This window comes from Pseudomonas sp. FSL R10-2189 (genome assembly GCF_009600325.1).
Lineage (GTDB): Bacteria > Pseudomonadota > Gammaproteobacteria > Pseudomonadales > Pseudomonadaceae > Aquipseudomonas > Aquipseudomonas helleri.
Genome location: NZ_WIVZ01000010.1, coordinates 101,242 through 117,048 on the forward strand (window position 1 = coordinate 101,242; position 15,807 = coordinate 117,048).

Here is a 15,807-nt window from a genome sequence, read left to right on the forward strand (position 1 = left end):
AACACCTGCGCCGCGACCGGCTTTAGCCGTCGCGGCGTTTTACCATTGAATTCCCGCCCATTGGCGGAACTGTCATTTCTATGTAGGAGCGCGTCATGGCTGTTGGTCTTGGTCCTTTGCCTGTTTTGCACCCGGTGGCCGGTTTTGAGCTGGGTATTTCTAGCGCCGGTATCAAGCGTCCTGGGCGTAAGGATGTCGTGGTCATGCGCTGCGCTGAAGGCTCGAACGTCGCAGGCGTGTTCACCTTGAATGCTTTTTGCGCCGCGCCGGTGATTTTGGCCAAGCAACGTGTTCAGGGGCCTGTGCGCTACCTGCTGACCAATACCGGCAATGCCAACGCCGGTACCGGCGAGCCGGGCCTGATCGCGGCCACACGCACCTGCGCCAAGCTGGCTGAACTGACGGGTGTAGATGCCAGCGCAGTGCTGCCGTATTCCACCGGTGTGATCGGCGAGCCGCTGCCGGTTGAGAAAATCGAAGGCGCTTTGCAAGCCGCGCTGGACGACCTGTCGGAAAACCATTGGGCCGAAGCAGCCACCGGCATCATGACCACAGACACCTTGCCTAAAGGGGCGAGCCGTCAGTTTGAGCATGAAGGCGTGACCATCACCGTCACCGGCATCAGCAAAGGTGCGGGCATGATTCGGCCGAACATGGCCACCATGCTGGGTTACATCGCGACTGACGCCAAAGTGTCCCGTGATGTCCTGCAAAACCTGTTGCTTGACGGTGCCAACAAGTCGTTCAACCGCATCACCATCGATGGCGACACCTCGACCAACGATTGCTGCATGCTGATTGCTACCGGCAAAGCCAACCTGCCAGAAATCACCGAAGCCAGCGGCCCGCTGTTCGCGGCCTTGAAGCAGGCGGTGTTTGAAGTGTGCATGGACGTGGCCCAGGCCATCGTGCGTGACGGCGAAGGTGCGACCAAGTTCGTCACCGTTGAAGTGAATGGCGGCGGTAACCACCAGGAGTGCCTGGACGTCGGTTACACCGTGGCTCACTCGCCGTTGATCAAGACTGCTCTGTTTGCCTCTGACCCGAACTGGGGCCGTATTTTGGCGGCCGTTGGGCGTGCCGGTGTGCCGGACCTGGACGTGAGCAAAATCGACGTGTTCCTCGGCGAAGTGTGCATTGCCAGCGGCGGCGCACGCGCAGCCACTTACACCGAAGAGCAAGGTTCGGCGGTGATGGCCCGTGAAGAAATCACCATTCGCATCGAATTGGGTCGCGGCACCGCCAGCGAAACCATCTGGACCACAGACTTGTCCCACGAGTACGTGAAAATCAACGCTGAATACCGTACCTGATCACTGTTCTGCGCGAGCATGCAGGCCATGCTCGCGTCGATCATTGGAGGGAGCAGATACCAAGGCTTGGCGTTTAAAGCCTGGCAACAGGCCGGATTAGAGGAAGTACAAGGGTGAAACGAATTCATGTGGCTGCGGCCGTTATCCGTGGCGAAGGCGGCAAGGTACTGATTGCCCGTCGCGCTGATACTCAGCATCAAGGCGGGCTCTGGGAGTTCCCTGGCGGCAAGGTCGAGGCAGGGGAGTCGGTCGAGGCTGCGTTGAATCGTGAGCTGCAAGAAGAACTGGGGATTACGGTGAGCGCTGCGCGACCGTTGATCAAGGTTCAGCATGATTACCCGGACAAGCAGGTCCTGCTTGATGTGTGGGAAGTTTCGCAATTCACGGGCGAGCCTCATGGCGCAGAAGGTCAGCCATTGGCGTGGGCTTCGGCGCGAGACTTGGCCAGTTATGAGTTCCCGGCAGCGAATCAGCCGATAGTGGCGGCTGCGCGTTTGCCGGATCAATACCTGATTACCCCGGACGGGCTGGAAACGCCGGAGTTGTTGCGCGGTTTGCAGAAGGCCATTGCAGGCGGTATCAAGCTGGTTTCATTGCGTGCGCCCAATGGTTACGATCCCAAGTACCGCGATTTGGCGGTGGATGCGGCCGGGTTGTGTGCGGGCAAGGCGCAACTGATGCTCAAAGGTCCGCTGGAATGGCTGGGTGATTTTCCTTCGGCGGGTTGGCATTTAACCGCGGCGCAATTGCGCAAATACGCCGCCAAAGGCCGGCCGTTGGCCAAAGAGCGCTGGTTGGCGGCTTCCTGCCATAACGCAGAAGAACTGGCGTTGGCTGAGCAGATGGACGTGGACTTTGTGACCTTGTCGCCGGTATTACCGACCCAGACCCACCCGGATACGCAGCCTTTGGGCTGGGAGCAGGCGCAGGCGTTGATCGCCAACTTCAACAAGCCGGTGTTTTTGCTGGGCGGGTTGGGGCCGGACGATCGCCAGCAGGCATGGAGCATCGGCGCACAAGGCGTTGCCGGAATCCGCGCGTTCTGGCCGCAGGATTAACTTCTGTGCGACGTTGAAGATCAAAAGATCGTGCGGGGCACGTGATCTCTGTAGCAGTTGACGAGCTTTGCGAGGCTACGTCCGGGTGCGAAGCAGCCGTAAAAAGATCGCAGCCTTCGTGCCTCGGCAGCGGCTACACAATGAAGGCGTGCGTGCCTCAGGCGGGCTTGGCCGCCGCCTGCCACAAGATCTCGGCTATCCCTTGGCGTTTGGCAATCAAACGCGCGGCCACGAACAGCAGGTCTGACAGCCGGTTGATGTACGCCAGACCCATCCCCGCCAATGGCTCCAGTGCATTGAGTTGCTGGCAGCGGCGTTCGGCGCTGCGGGCCAGGCTGCGGCAGATGTGGGCTTGAGCGATCAAGGTGGAGCCGCCGGGCAAAATGAAGTTTTCCAGCGGGCCCAACTCTTCATTCCAGCGGTCAATCGCCGCCTCTAAACGCTCGACTTCAGCGCTGTTGAGCGCCTGATACACCGGCATGGCCAGTTCGCCACCCAGGTCGAACAGTCGATGCTGACAAGGTTCAAGCACTTCTATCACCTCATTTAGCCCCGAACACTCGACGCTATGGGCGCTGAGCCCGGCCAGCAGCAGGCCCAACTGACTGTTGAGCGTGTCGACTTCGCCGATGGCTTCTACCCGCGGGTGATCCTTGGGCACGCGTCGGCCGTCGCCAAGGCCTGTTTCGCCTTTGTCGCCGGTGCGGGTGTAGATCTTTGACAAGCGAAAACCCATGTTTACAGTTCCACGGTGGTTGATTCGTGAGAAGGCAGCAGGTTGCCCGCCAGTGGCAGGCGCAGGGTAAAACAGGTGCCCTGGCCTAATGTGGAGTGCACTTCCATCTGCCCTTTATGGTTGTTGGTGACAATAAAATACGAAACGGACAGGCCAAGCCCGGTGCCTTGGCCGACCTCTTTAGTGGTGAAAAACGGCTCGAAGATACGTTTACGTACCTGTTCGGGCATGCCGATGCCGTTGTCTTCCACTTGAATCTCCGCCCAGGGCGGATTGAGTTTGGTGCGCAAAATGATGCGCCCGGGTTCGGTGTTGGCGGGGCGCTGATGAATGGCCTGGGCTGCGTTTTTCAGCAGGTTGAGCAGCACTTGCTCCAGTTCGTTGGGAATGCCGGGCACGGGGCCGAGCTCGGGGTCGAACTGGCGAACAATGTCGTGGCCCCTGAAGTCAAAACCCAGGGCCAGGTCAAAGTCATTGCTGGCAATGTCTATGGCCTGATCAATCAACGCCGATAAATCGCACGGGCTCATTTGTCGGTTGCTGCGGCGGCTGAAGCTGAGCATGTGGGTGACGATTTTCGCTGCGCGGGCGCCTGCCTGCAGTATGCCGTCGAGCAACTGCGGTACTTCGCGGGCCTGCAAGTAGTGACTGATTGCATCCAGGGTAATGCCGGTCTGTTCGGCAACTTCCAGGTTTTTCGGCAGGTCACTGGACAGGCGCCGGCGAATGTTTTGCACGTTGTGCAGAATCGCCCCCAGGGGGTTGTTGATTTCGTGGGCCATGCCGGCCGCAAGTCCGCCCACCGATAGCATTTTCTCCGACTGCACCATCATGTCTTCCAGTGACAGGCGCTGGGTAATGTCGTCGATCCGGATCACCACACCGCGCCCGCTGCTGCCGGTCAGCGGGTAAAAAGTCAGGGCATAGTGGCGCACTTCGTCGTTCTGGGTCCAGGTCACCCGTTCGATCTTGGCCACGCGATGGGTTTCGATGGTGTCTTTAAGCTGCGGCAAAAAAGGTTTGAGTGGTTCGAAGACGAGGTAGATCGGCTGGTTCATGGCCTCATCCAGTTTTGTACCGGACAGGGCGCTGGCTTCCTGGTTCCACTGGGTGACGTAGAGCTGGTCGTCCAGCGCAATCAGGGCGGAGGGCATCGAGTCGATGATGTTGTTGAGGTAGTTTTGGAACCCCGTCAGTTTTTTCTCGATTTTGCTCCGAACCTGTACCTCAAGCTCCAGCTTGCGGTTGGTGTGGCGTGTTTCTTCGGCCAGGGTCTGGGCCTGGTCGTAAGCCGCCTGTGCCTCGTCGCGGGCGCGTTTTAGCTCTTGTTCGCGCGCTTCGATACGCGACAGCATGGTGTTGAATGCTTCCGCCAGGCTGCCGATTTCATCGTGATTGCCCGGTGCTGCGCGCAAGGCGTAGTTTTCTTCGCGGGTGACCTGGCGCGAGAGCTCTTCAAGGCGATGGATGGGGTGGGTGATCAGCCGCTTGATTTGCCGTGAAACTACCAGCCACAGCAAAATGCTGAAGATCAAAATCCCCAGGCTCGCGGTGAGTGTGCCGGTGTAAAACGCGGCGGGTAATTCGCTGCTGGCGATCAGCAACAAGTGCCCTGCGGGTTTATCGCCGTGGTGCAAGCGCGTAATCAAATGGCTGCGCAGCTCGGTCAGGCTCCAGGCTTCAAGCTGGCGGTAGTGCTCGGGCAGTGGCAGGTGCTCGCCATGTTGAAGTTGTGCCAGCAAATGCCCTGAGCTGTCGTAAATGGCCGCAGCGCGCAGGGGCGCGTAGCTGCCTATTTCATCGAGCAGCGCATCAGCCTGTTGCGCAGAGTCCAGAGATTCAAGGATCAGATTGGGGTTGGACGCCAGCCGCCCCAGGGTTTGCAAGGCCTGCGGGGCGGTGCTTTCGTGTGAAATCCAGTACGCGGCGGTGATGAAGGTCAAGTTGGCCACCACCAGTACGGTCGCCAGCAGGACGAGGAGGGCGGCCAGCAACTTCTGGCCGACCGGAAGGTTTTCGAGGCGCTGGCGCAAGGGCATCGCATTAACCGCATAAAGAAGAACGAAGTCGCAGGGTAGCGCGGGCCTCAGTTGCAGGGCAATCCGCGCTGCTTCAGGTGGTCGATCAGTCGCTGATGCAGGGCGTTTAAATGCGGCGCGGCGAACTGTCGCTGGTGTGCCGCTTCGCAGGCGTAACCCAGCAAGTAGCTGACTTCGGTGCGCCGGCCTTGGGCGACATCCTGGTGCATTGACGAATAGTTGTTGGCCGTGGCCTGGATCACTCGATGCACCTCGGTATTCAAATTGTCTGCCGCCTCGGCCTGGTCGCAGCGCTTAAGCAAGGCAGCCAACTCGTCACACAGGGTGTCGACCTCGGCGCGGTGCGCCTGCAAGCCGCCATTTCGGCAGTTGTACAGCACCGTCAGCGGATTGATCGCACAGTTGAGCGCCAGCTTTCGCCACAAGCGGCTGAGAATAGTCGGGCTCCATTCGTGGGCGATGTGGCTGCGTTGCAGGTCTTCGAGCCAGTGCGGTGCGTCGCCCTGGCTGTTATCGCCCAGCCAGGTGTGGCCTGCTCCGGCAAACACCACGCGCCAGTCGTTCTCGCGAAATGCGCCTTCCGTGCTGGAGGCAAAAATGCAGCGTACCTGGGGCACGCTGGCTGCCACCGCTTGTTGGCTGCCCAGGCCATTTTGCAACAACACCACATCGGCACTGGGTTTAAGCCGGTGGGCAATCTGTGCGATGGCGTGTTCGGCGTCATACGCCTTGCAGGTGAGCAGCAAACGCTCAATCGGCTCGTCTGCCTCAGGTAACTGAGCGGTGACGGGCAGCAGGTGGGTTTGCTCGCCTTCAACTAGAGTTAAACCGTGGGCGGCTTCGTAGGCGTGCAGGCGCGCTGCGTTGCGCAAGATCAACGTAACCGGCAAACCCGCTCTCGCCAGACGGGCGGCCCACAGTGTGCCCATGCTGCCAGCACCCAGAATGTGCCAGCGAGTAGGGGCTGATCCGCAGTTAAAAGATGGCATGTGTGCTCGCAAGTGAATGACGTGGAAGAACCGCTATAATGCCCGCGCATTTTAACTGTCAGGTCAGGCGCGCTCCATCTGTGTTGCGCGCGCCCTTTAGAGTGGAGAAATTACATGCCGTCGTTCGACGTGGTATCCGAACTGGACAAACACGAAGTCACCAACGCAGTCGAGAACGCCGTCAAGGAGCTGGACCGTCGTTATGACCTCAAAGGCAAAGGCAGCTTTGAGTTCAAAGAAAAAGACCTTACGGTGAGTCTGACCGCTGAGGCGGATTTTCAGCTCGAAGCCATGATTGAGATCCTCAAGCTGGCATTGGTCAAGCGCAAAATCGACGTGCAGTGCCTTGAAGTCAAGGATGCCTACGCATCGGGCAAGCTGATGAAGCAAGAAGCGGTGCTCAAGGAAGGCATTGATAAAGAGCTGGCGAAAAAGATCGTTGCTCACGTCAAAGACGCCAAGTTGAAGGTGCAGGCAGCCATTCAGGGCGAGCAGGTTCGTATCACCGGCAAGAAGCGTGATGACCTGCAAGAAGCCATTGCTGCCCTGCGTGCGAAGACGTTTGACATGCCGCTGCAGTTCAATAACTTCCGCGACTGATCACTGCCAGGGAACCTGTGGCGATCATCGACGTCCGATTTTCCTGGGCGCGGCTTAAACGATTGAGCGTGAGCGTTCAATCGTTTGGGTCTGTACGACATGTCTTCAAGTGACGCGCAGGTGCGGCACCGGCCTGTGGCATCACTGAACATGGAAACATTGGGTACAGAACCTGAATAACGTCACCGGAAATCGGTATTAGGAGAGATAAATGGATCTGAACGCTGAATTTGATCACTTGATCAAGACCTCGCAGGCCTGGATTCCAATGATCATGGAATACGGCAGCCGTGTGCTGCTGGCGCTGGTCACCCTGGCGATAGGTTGGTGGTTGATTAACCGCTTGACCGCCAAGCTGGGGCAGTTGCTGGCGTTGCGCAAGGCTGACCTGGCGCTGCAAGGCTTTATCAGCAGCCTGGTCAACATCATTCTCAAGGTGCTGCTGGTCGTCAGCGTTGCCTCGATGATTGGTATCCAGACAACCTCATTTGTAGCCGCTATCGGTGCCGCCGGCCTGGCCATTGGCCTGGCGCTGCAAGGCAGTCTCGCCAACTTTGCAGGCGGGGTTCTGATATTGCTGTTCCGCCCGTTCAAGATCGGTGACTGGATCGAAGCGCAAAGCGTGAGCGGGACCGTCGACAGCATTCAAATCTTCCACACAGTGCTGCGCACCAGTGACAACAAAACCGTTATCGTGCCCAACGGTAACCTGTCCAACGGCATCATCACCAACTACAACCGCCAGCCGACACGCAAGGTGGTGTTTGATGTGGGTGTCGATTACGAGGCAGATTTGCAGAAGGTGCGTGAGGTCTTGCTGGCCCTGGCTGATGACCCTAGGGTGCTGAAAGAGCCTGCGCCAGCCGTGGTTGTGACCGCTTTGGGCGACAGTGCAATCACCATGTCGCTGCGTGTATGGGTCGATACGCCCAACTACTGGGATGTCTTGTTCATGTTTAACGAACATGCCCGCGACCGTTTAAAAGCGCAGGGTGTTGATATTCCGTTTCCGCAACGTGTCGTTCGCGTTGTGCAGGAAGTGTCTGCGGGCTAATTGTTAATTCGATAGTCAGCTATTTAATAGGCACAAAAATAATTAAGGGGACTTCGGTCCCTTTAATTGTTTCTGGGGGGAGTAAGACATATCTGATGGTGGACTCGGAAGTCAGCTTTAAGTGAGTGATAATTGCTTGCATTTATGCTTGTTAGTTAGCTTCCTATATATAAGCTTAACCCTCAGGCAATAAAAAAACCCGCACCTGAACAGGTGCGGGGTTTTACTGAACAATGCGGGTAATGACTGCCCGAAGGCGGTTATTACAAGATGTTCAGTGGGTATTCAACGATGATACGAACGTCGTTGTTGTCAGTGTTGCCGCTGTCTGCGTGGTAGTTACCGTTGTTGCGGTAAACAGCGCTACGCAGGCGGAAGGACAGGTCTTTGGCCGGGCCTTCTTGCATCACGTATTTGCTCTCGAAGTTGAACTCGTGTTCTTTACCTTCGCCCGTGTCGGTGTTGATGTTGTCGCCTTTAACGTAGCGAGCCATGAAGCTCAGGCCTGGCACGCCATAGGTGGCCATGTTCAGGTCGTAGCGAGCCTGCCATGAACGCTCGTCTCTGCCGTTAAAGTCGGAGTATTGCACGGAGTTGGCGAGGAAAATGGTGCCGCCGCCGTCTACGCCGTAGTAGTAACCGCTGTCACCGGTAGAGCGCTGGTGAGCCAGGGTGAACTTGTGAGCGCCGATGCTGTAGGCCGCTGCCAAGCTCCAGATTTTGTTGTCAACGTTGCCTGCCAGTTCCTGGCCTTGGCTCGAGGTTCTGTAGCCGTTGAAGTCGAAGTTCAGGGCTTGAGAATCATCGATCGGGAAGGTGTAGTTCAGGTTGATGTACTGCTTCTTGAAGTAGTCATCAACGTCCGACGCTGCCAGGCCGCCGACGAAGTTGTCGGTGAACTGATAGGTCGCGCCAGCGATGTTGGCCGCTGGTAGGTGCAGGCTGTCATGGTACATGCCGGTCTGCGAGCTGATGGCGGTGAAGCGACCTGCGCTCAGTTCCAGGCCTTTGATTTCGTGGGAAGTAATCAAAGTACCGGTCGCCACTTCAGGCAGCAAACGGCTGTCATCGGTAGAGAAAACCGGGCTTGCAACGAACTGGTTGCCGTACTTCAGGACGGTGTCGGACAGGCGGAATTTGATAGCGCCGCCGGCCTTGGATTGAGTGTCTTCTGGCGAACCGTCGCTCTTGGAAGCGAACAGGCCGTTGCCTTGACGACCAGCACCGCCGTCCAGACGCAGGGTGCCCATGGCGAATGCATCAACACCGACACCGATGGTGCCTTGGGTGAAGCCCGAAGAGTAGTTGAGCAGTTCGCTCAGACCCCAATCTTCACGGTAACCGCTTTTGTAGCCGCCACCTGGTTTGGCAATGTTGCCAGCGCCATTTTTGAAGTCACGGTTCATGTACAACATGCGAGTTTTGGAAGTCAGCGTGCTGTCTTCAATAAAACCTTTGGAATCGTCCTGGGACGAAGCCATTGCGAACTGTGTAGTTCCGGCTGAAACAGCCAGGGCGATCATGCTCCACTTCATCACGCGCATCGTGATTTGCTCCTTTGGTTTTAGGAAGAGTACTGCCGTCCCACCTGAATTATTATCTGGGCGGCTCTTTCTTTTTGTGTCGGCGCAAACTTATATCACGCCGACCCTATTGGCTATAGTTGCCTTCAAAAGCTTTCAGCTTCTTTACAGCTAAGTCACGAAATACACTCTACATGTCGCTCTTTGGCAGCTATGTGTCGTGCCTCGCAGGTTGCTCAAGCTGTTTTTCTGAACGGGACAGCCAAATAGTCTGCTGGCCCCTTATTCAAGCTCCCCTTTTTGACGGCTCAACTTTTTGTTATTTATCGTCGGGTCGCAGCTCCCCTGCCGCGCCCCTGTCGACCTGTACCGTGTATATGCAACAAGCATGCTCAAGTCAGGTTTTGAGCATGAAAAAAAATTATCTGGCATTTGGCGGGCTGACAGGCCCGGTTTAGCGAGGTTGAGGTTAGCGCTGGCCTGCTTTGAAGGGCGCGTTGCATGCACCCGGAGGCGGCGTTGCAGCCCCAAAGATGTGCAAAATGTTACCGCTTCACCCCGGTGTGGGTAGCAGGTGACGTTTAGGTGCACTAAAACCACTCGGTCTGTGCCGTTTTGGTGCGTGAGAGTCTGGAGAATGCTTGGGTCAGGGACAGTGCCCGTCGGCCATCGGCTTGCGTACCGGGACGAGGGCGGTGTGATGCTGAAGGCAATCAAGGGTATCCTGCACATCTGACGCTCGCAGGGCAGGCGGGTCTGGCCCGGCCTTGAGTGGAGCTTAATTTATTTGTTAAACAGGAGAGCACCCCGTGTTCATTTTGGATACACGCCTTCAAGAGGATACCTGGCTGATTGGGGATTTCCCTTTGTGCCGCTTGTTGCTTTCCAATGACTCGAATTACCCCTGGTTCATTTTGGTGCCGCGCCGCGAGGGTATCAGTGAGCTGTTTCAATTGGATGACGTTGATCAGCCATTGATGTGGGCTGAAACCACTGCGCTGGCTGGCGTGCTTAAAGAGCTTTTCACGGCTGACAAAATGAACGTGGCCACATTGGGTAACGTGGTCAGCCAGTTACACATGCATGTGATTGCCCGGTACGCGTCGGATGCGGCTTGGCCAGGCCCGGTATGGGGCAAGCACCCTGCCAAACCTTACAGTGAGGCTGATGTGCAAGTGATCCGGGACAAGCTTAAAGCGGTCCTGGACGCTGATTTCACGTTTGTGGAGGGTAAGCAGTGAGCCTTGAAGAGCGAGTGATGGATCTGGAGAGCCGCCTGGCATTTCAGGACGACACCATTCAGGCATTGAATGATGTGCTGGTGTCGCAGCAAAACGCGGTTGATCGACTGCAACTGCAGATAGCGGCCTTGCTCAAACGCCAGGAAGAAATGGGCGGGCAATTCGAGGCGTTTGAGGACGAGGCGCCACCACCGCACTACTGAGTGTTCAGCAGGCATAAAAAAACCGCGAAACAGCCAGGCTGCTCGCGGTTTTTTTTCAGGCTGAAATCAGCGGCGCGGTAATGCTGCGATCACATCTTCAGCTTGCAGGCCTTTGTCACGGTTCATCACCGAGAACTCAACACGTTGCCCTTCCACCAATACACGGTGGCCTTCGCCACGGATGGCGCGGAAGTGGACAAAAATGTCATCGCCGGAATCTCGGGAAATAAAACCGAAACCCTTGGAGGTGTTGAACCACTTTACAGTGCCTGTATCGCGGTTGGTCATGTCGTAGGTTTGTGCAGTGGACGAAGGTGACGATTTGTAGAAGCTCACGATCAAGTGCAGGGCTACAGCAATCACAGCAGGTACCAGGCTGATCAAGATCGCTGGTTGGTCGCCGATCGGCAGCAGCAGGCCGAACAGGGTGAGGGTTTGCAGGACAACAGAGAGCACCAGCAAGGCGCTGACCAGGTTTTGCAGTTGATGGCGTGGGCCTTTATTCCAGTATGGAATGACTGGCGCCAGTGCCAGGTTAAGCAGGCCAAGAAAAGCCAGGTAAAGAGCATCAGCGTGTTGGAGGTAAGGGACAGCATCGGATTGCAGGCTGGGAATGAAGGACAGCAGCAAAGCAGCTGCGCCCGTTAGTAGGTGAACGATTTTCAACATTTCAATTAACTCACGTTAAGACGGATCGCAAGGAAGAGCTGATAGCGCGCGGTTCGCTTCTGAAAAAAATGGAGGCGCTGGACACGCACGTGATATCAGCCTATGCACCGTCGCCAGAGGCTTGGCGAAGGCGACACGCTGCCTATTTAACAGCAAAGCTTGGGCCTTCTCAAATTAAGCGTATTGAGAGGTCGAGCGCAGTGTTTGCACGAGAAGGCCCGGAAAATGCGTACTAATGGCGAAGGCCTTGTTCTAGAGCGCTGTAGTCCACTTCTTTGTGTCGTGTTGGAATGGGTCAAACTTAAAATTGGAGGCAAATGTCCGAGAGCCAATGACCGTTGGTCGATTTTTTTGTGGGTCGATAAAGTATTGAACGTGGCTTATGACATGTAGGTTATCTGTAATAAGGGTGTGCGTTGTTAATGGATTGTTGTTAAGGGGTGGGGCAAGTTCCTATAAAGGATTGTGTATGGGTGTCTGGTTGTACTATTTAAATATCGTTGAATGGAAGTGCTAGTGGGTATGAATCATTGTTGTGCAGTCCTTTATTGTCCTCAAGGCAAGGTATCTGAATGTGTGGGTATACAGGATTTCAAGGGTCCTGGCTGTGTCCGTACGACCGAGGGCTGCAGTGCAGGGGCTTGATTTCAGGGGCGTGCAGGAAGGGTGGGGGCGGATTCAGGATGGTTGCCGAGAGTGCTCCTACAGAGATGCGGGTTAAGTCTGCTGGATAAGAAGTTTTGCATAATGTTTTATGAGGGTGTGTTCATGTTGAATCGCTATTAATTATTTCTTAGGCGTTGTGATGGAGGCTTTTATATATGGGGCGTTTAATACGGCAAGCAGGTGGTGGTGGGCGCTTATTGCAGAGAGCTAGAATTGATCCGGTGATTCTGGACTTTGGTATGGGCTCGGCTCAGCCACTGTCGAAGTCTGTCAGGTTAAATGGTTTTGCGACCTGCTTGCGACTAGAAGAGATTTACTGGGAAGTGCTGTCAGATATTTCTCAGTGTAACCATTGCTCAATCAATGCATTGCTGTCGTATATCGATAGAGAGATTCATTTGCGTCACGGTGGCGTGAAGAATTTCAGCGGCCTGATTCGAGTGGTTTGTGTGATGCACCTGATGAAGGGTGGTCGCTCTGCCCGGGGAGTGCTGCCAGAACAGATATGGGTAGGGTGATGTGCGGTGTTGGGCGTCATTAAGTGTTCAGTGGCTTGCAATCTTTCTATATTCAGGCTTTCTTTGAGGTGTTAAGGCTGCTCATGCGGCTGCATTGGCTCGATTTACCAGATATAATCTCGCGCTTTGCTGTGTGGCCCCTGACGGGTTGCCGCTAACGGATTGTCGAGACACGCCAATGCCCATGTACGATTACCAATGTGCTTCCTGTGGTCATCAGCTGGAAGCCATCCAAAAGATCAGTGACTCGCCACTGGTTGATTGTCCTGCCTGCCAGGCGCCTGAGCTGAAGAAACTGCTGTCCATGCCTGGCTTTCGCCTAAGCGGAACAGGCTGGTATGAAACAGACTTCAAGACGGGCGCGAAAAAGAATCTGGCAGGCGGCGACAAGTCCGACTGAGGTTGAGCGAAAGCCCTCTGAACACAAGCGGGATCTTGCAGTCACACCAGCACCGACGGTGCGCAAGACCTCCACCGAATGACGAATTACGAGAAGTGAAACCACTACCATGATGCGCAGCCATTATTGCGGCCAATTGAACGAAAGCCTGGAAGGCCAGGAAATTACCCTTTGCGGATGGGTTCATCGTCGCCGTGACCACGGTGGGGTGATTTTCCTCGATATCCGTGATCGTGATGGTCTGGCGCAGGTTGTGTTCGATCCGGATCGTGCTGAGACCTTCGCTGCTGCCGACCGCGTGCGCAGCGAGTACGTTGTCAAGGTGACCGGCAAGGTTCGCCTGCGTCCGGCCGGTGCTGTGAACGCCAACATGGCCTCGGGCATGATCGAAGTGCTGGGTTACGAGCTGGAAGTCCTGAATGAAGCTGAGACTCCGCCGTTCCCATTGAACGAATTCTCTGACGTTGGCGAGGAAACCCGCCTGCGTTATCGCTTTATCGACCTGCGTCGCCCAGAGATGCTCGACAAGCTGCGTCTGCGTTCGCGCATGACCACCAGCATTCGTCGCTACCTGGACGAAAACGGCTTCCTGGACGTTGAAACACCAATCCTGACCCGTGCCACCCCTGAAGGTGCGCGTGACTACCTGGTGCCAAGCCGTACCCACGCCGGTTCTTTCTTCGCCTTGCCGCAGTCGCCGCAACTGTTCAAACAGCTGCTGATGGTGGCCGGTTTCGACCGTTACTATCAGATCGCCAAGTGCTTCCGTGACGAAGACCTGCGTGCCGACCGTCAGCCTGAGTTCACTCAGATCGACATCGAGACCAGCTTCCTCGACGAAAAAGACATCATGGGCCTGACCGAAGGCATGATCCGCAACCTGTTCAAGGAAGTGCTGGATCTGGAGTTCGGTGAATTCCCGCACATGACCTTCGAAGAAGCCATGCGTCGCTACGGTTCCGACAAGCCAGACCTGCGTAACCCGCTGGAACTGGTTGACGTTGCCGACCAGCTCAAAGAAGTGGACTTCAAGGTGTTCAGCGGCCCGGCCAACGACCCTAAATGCCGTATTGCCGCCCTGCGTGTGCCGGGTGCTGCGAGCATGCCGCGCAAGCAGATCGATGACTACACCAAGTTCGTTGGCATCTACGGTGCCAAAGGCCTGGCGTACATCAAGGTCAACGAGCGCGCTAAAGGTGTTGAAGGCCTGCAATCGCCGATCGTTAAAAACATCCCTGAAGCCAACCTCAATGTGATCCTGGATCGCGTTGGCGCAGTCGATGGCGACATCGTGTTCTTCGGCGCCGACAAGGCCAAGATCGTCAGCGAAGCACTGGGCGCACTGCGGATCAAGGTCGGTAACGACCTGAACCTGCTGACCTGCGAGTGGGCGCCAATGTGGGTTGTCGACTTCCCGATGTTCGAAGAGAACGACGACGGCAGCTTCAGCGCCTTGCACCACCCGTTTACCGCGCCAAAATGCTCGCCAGAAGAGCTGGAAGCCAACCCGGCTACCGCTCTGTCCCGCGCATACGACATGGTGTTGAACGGCACTGAGCTGGGTGGCGGTTCGATCCGTATCCATCGTAAAGAAATGCAGCAAGCGGTGTTCCGCCTGTTGGGCATTGATGAAGCAGAGCAAGAAGAGAAGTTCGGCTTCCTGCTCGACGCTCTGAAGTACGGCGCACCGCCGCACGGTGGCTTGGCATTCGGTCTTGACCGTCTGGTGATGCTGATGACTGGTGCTCAGTCGATTCGTGAAGTGATTGCCTTCCCGAAAACCCAGAGCGCTGCCTGTGTCATGACTCAGGCGCCAGGTCTGGTAGATGCCAAAGCGTTGCGCGAGCTGCACATTCGTTTGCGCGAACAGCCTAAGGCGGAGTAAGTCTGACCTTCAAAGGCGCATCTTCGGATGCGCCTTTGTCATTGGGTCGAGCATTTTTATTGCGGGGCCATGGCATGTGCTGAGGCCGGCAAGGTTTCATCAAGGATTCGGAGTGGGTTATGGCAGGTCATTCTAAGTGGGCGAACATCAAGCACCGCAAAGAGCGTCAGGATGCCAAAAAAGGCAAGATTTTCACCAAGTGGATTCGTGAACTGACCGTTGCTGCCCGTCAGGGCGGTGGCGATCCTGCTACGAACCCGCGTCTGCGACTGGCGCTGGACAAGGCGCTGGGCGCGAACATGAGCCGCGACATCATTGATCGGGCGATCGCGCGGGGTGCTGGCGCGGCTGAAACCGACGATATGGTCGAGCTGAGCTACGAAGGTTACGGCCCGGGCGGCGTGGCGGTGATGGTCGAATGCATGACCGACAACCGTAACCGTACGGCGGCTGCGGTGCGTCATGCGTTCAGCAAGTGCGGTGGCAACCTGGGCACGGATGGCTCGGTGGCCTATCTGTTCGAGCGCAAGGGGCAGATTTCCTTTGCGGCGGGCGTTGATGAAGATGCCTTGATGGAAGCTGCGATGGAAGCCGATGCCGATGACGTGGTGACCAACAGCGATGGCTCCATCGATGTCTTCACCTCGTTTTCGGGTTTTTATGCAGTTCGCAACGCCCTGGAAGCGGCGGGTTTTGCCCCGGCTGACGCAGAAATCGTGATGCTGCCTACCACCAGTGCCGAGCTGGATCTGGAAGGCGCCGAAAAAGTGCTTAAGCTGATCGACATGCTCGAAGACCTGGATGACGTGCAAAACGTCTACTCCAACGCTGAAATCCCGGATGCGGTGCTGGAACAGCTCGCCTGACCTGAACCCGTCTAACAGAGGCCGGAGGTGCAACGCCGCGATGATCG

Annotated in this window: 15 protein-coding genes; 10 read left to right on the forward strand and 5 right to left on the reverse strand. The window is 56.4% G+C overall.

The features are described from left to right. The first annotated feature begins 95 nt into the window (after positions 1–95). Both argJ and GHO32_RS10350 read left to right on the forward strand, forming a co-directional pair. Positions 96–1,313, forward strand: coding sequence for a bifunctional glutamate N-acetyltransferase/amino-acid acetyltransferase ArgJ (argJ, locus tag GHO32_RS10345; protein ID WP_048370587.1), 1,218 nt, complete (start codon positions 96–98; stop codon positions 1,311–1,313). 113 nt (positions 1,314–1,426) lie between these two features. Continuing rightward, positions 1,427–2,371: a Nudix family hydrolase gene (locus tag GHO32_RS10350; protein ID WP_368668475.1), complete on the forward strand. Its 945-nt coding sequence runs from the start codon at positions 1,427–1,429 to the stop codon at positions 2,369–2,371. 157 nt (positions 2,372–2,528) lie between these two features. Here GHO32_RS10350 and GHO32_RS10355 read toward each other — a convergent pair whose 3' ends face one another. The 3 genes from GHO32_RS10355 to GHO32_RS10365 are packed head-to-tail and all read right to left on the reverse strand — an operon-like array spanning position 2,529 to position 6,075. Beyond that, positions 2,529–3,107: a cob(I)yrinic acid a,c-diamide adenosyltransferase gene (locus GHO32_RS10355; protein ID WP_153334970.1), complete on the reverse strand. Its 579-nt coding sequence runs from the start codon at positions 3,105–3,107 to the stop codon at positions 2,529–2,531. Between the two features lie 2 nt (positions 3,108–3,109). Then, on the reverse strand, positions 3,110–5,146 hold the full coding sequence (locus tag GHO32_RS10360; RefSeq protein ID WP_153334971.1) for an ATP-binding protein: 2,037 nt from the start codon (positions 5,144–5,146) through the stop codon (positions 3,110–3,112). Between the two features lie 47 nt (positions 5,147–5,193). Beyond that, complete coding sequence (locus GHO32_RS10365; protein ID WP_256665562.1) at positions 5,194–6,075, reverse strand: putative 2-dehydropantoate 2-reductase; 882 nt, start codon at positions 6,073–6,075, stop codon at positions 5,194–5,196. Positions 6,076–6,249: 174 nt separating this feature from the next. Between GHO32_RS10365 and GHO32_RS10370 the strand changes: the two genes are divergently transcribed. Together GHO32_RS10370 and GHO32_RS10375 are read left to right on the forward strand one after the other, a co-directional pair. Then, positions 6,250–6,735, forward strand: a complete 486-nt coding sequence (locus tag GHO32_RS10370) for a YajQ family cyclic di-GMP-binding protein (RefSeq protein ID WP_153334973.1) — start codon at positions 6,250–6,252, stop codon at positions 6,733–6,735. Positions 6,736–6,946: 211 nt separating this feature from the next. Further along, a complete protein-coding gene (locus GHO32_RS10375; RefSeq protein WP_153338262.1) occupies positions 6,947–7,789 on the forward strand; it encodes a mechanosensitive ion channel family protein in 843 nt (280 codons plus the stop codon). A gap of 263 nt (positions 7,790–8,052) precedes the next feature. On the opposite strand, the gene GHO32_RS10380 is transcribed toward GHO32_RS10375, so the two are convergent. Further along, on the reverse strand, positions 8,053–9,333 hold the full coding sequence (locus GHO32_RS10380; protein WP_048370573.1) for an OprD family porin: 1,281 nt from the start codon (positions 9,331–9,333) through the stop codon (positions 8,053–8,055). 788 nt (positions 9,334–10,121) lie between these two features. Between GHO32_RS10380 and GHO32_RS10385 the strand changes: the two genes are divergently transcribed. Then, the gene (locus GHO32_RS10385; protein ID WP_368668474.1) at positions 10,122–10,553 is read left to right on the forward strand and encodes an HIT domain-containing protein; all 432 of its coding nucleotides are present in this window, start codon (positions 10,122–10,124) and stop codon (positions 10,551–10,553) included. Further along, entirely contained in the window at positions 10,550–10,756 is a 207-nt protein-coding gene (locus tag GHO32_RS10390) for a SlyX family protein (protein WP_123749923.1), read from the forward strand. Before GHO32_RS10385 ends, GHO32_RS10390 begins: the two co-directional genes overlap by 4 nt. Positions 10,757–10,822: 66 nt before the next feature. Here the strand turns inward: GHO32_RS10390 and GHO32_RS27055 are convergent, their stop codons facing one another. Then, positions 10,823–11,425, reverse strand: a complete 603-nt coding sequence (locus GHO32_RS27055) for a cold-shock protein (RefSeq protein ID WP_048370568.1) — start codon at positions 11,423–11,425, stop codon at positions 10,823–10,825. 821 nt (positions 11,426–12,246) lie between these two features. Here GHO32_RS27055 and GHO32_RS10400 point away from each other — a divergent pair. From GHO32_RS10400 to GHO32_RS10415, 4 genes are all read left to right on the forward strand, one after another. Further along, on the forward strand, positions 12,247–12,609 hold the full coding sequence (locus tag GHO32_RS10400; protein ID WP_123749924.1) for a ribbon-helix-helix domain-containing protein: 363 nt from the start codon (positions 12,247–12,249) through the stop codon (positions 12,607–12,609). 178 nt (positions 12,610–12,787) lie between these two features. Further along, positions 12,788–13,009, forward strand: a complete 222-nt coding sequence (locus GHO32_RS10405; protein ID WP_048370564.1) for an FmdB family zinc ribbon protein — start codon at positions 12,788–12,790, stop codon at positions 13,007–13,009. A gap of 109 nt (positions 13,010–13,118) precedes the next feature. Beyond that, a complete protein-coding gene (gene aspS / locus GHO32_RS10410) occupies positions 13,119–14,894 on the forward strand; it encodes an aspartate--tRNA ligase (RefSeq protein WP_048370563.1) in 1,776 nt (591 codons plus the stop codon). A gap of 119 nt (positions 14,895–15,013) precedes the next feature. Further along, a complete protein-coding gene (locus GHO32_RS10415; RefSeq protein ID WP_153330745.1) occupies positions 15,014–15,760 on the forward strand; it encodes a YebC/PmpR family DNA-binding transcriptional regulator in 747 nt (248 codons plus the stop codon). The last annotated feature ends 47 nt before the right edge of the window (positions 15,761–15,807 follow it).

Bases quoted from the DNA above. Each gene is read 5' to 3' on its own strand.
- argJ (WP_048370587.1), top strand. From the start codon at position 96: ATGGCTGTTGGTCTTGGTCCTTTGCCTGTTTTGCACCCGGTGGCCGGT.
- GHO32_RS10355 (WP_153334970.1), bottom strand. From the start codon at position 3,107: ATGGGTTTTCGCTTGTCAAAGATCTACACCCGCACCGGCGACAAAGGC.
- GHO32_RS10360 (WP_153334971.1), bottom strand. From the start codon at position 5,146: ATGCCCTTGCGCCAGCGCCTCGAAAACCTTCCGGTCGGCCAGAAGTTG.
- GHO32_RS10365 (WP_256665562.1), bottom strand. From the start codon at position 6,075: ATGGGCACACTGTGGGCCGCCCGTCTGGCGAGAGCGGGTTTGCCGGTT.
- GHO32_RS10370 (WP_153334973.1), top strand. From the start codon at position 6,250: ATGCCGTCGTTCGACGTGGTATCCGAACTGGACAAACACGAAGTCACC.
- GHO32_RS10375 (WP_153338262.1), top strand. From the start codon at position 6,947: ATGGATCTGAACGCTGAATTTGATCACTTGATCAAGACCTCGCAGGCC.
- GHO32_RS10380 (WP_048370573.1), bottom strand. From the start codon at position 9,333: ATGCGCGTGATGAAGTGGAGCATGATCGCCCTGGCTGTTTCAGCCGGA.
- GHO32_RS27055 (WP_048370568.1), bottom strand. From the start codon at position 11,425: ATGTTGAAAATCGTTCACCTACTAACGGGCGCAGCTGCTTTGCTGCTG.
- GHO32_RS10400 (WP_123749924.1), top strand. From the start codon at position 12,247: ATGGGGCGTTTAATACGGCAAGCAGGTGGTGGTGGGCGCTTATTGCAG.
- GHO32_RS10405 (WP_048370564.1), top strand. From the start codon at position 12,788: ATGCCCATGTACGATTACCAATGTGCTTCCTGTGGTCATCAGCTGGAA.
- aspS (WP_048370563.1), top strand. From the start codon at position 13,119: ATGATGCGCAGCCATTATTGCGGCCAATTGAACGAAAGCCTGGAAGGC.
- GHO32_RS10415 (WP_153330745.1), top strand. From the start codon at position 15,014: ATGGCAGGTCATTCTAAGTGGGCGAACATCAAGCACCGCAAAGAGCGT.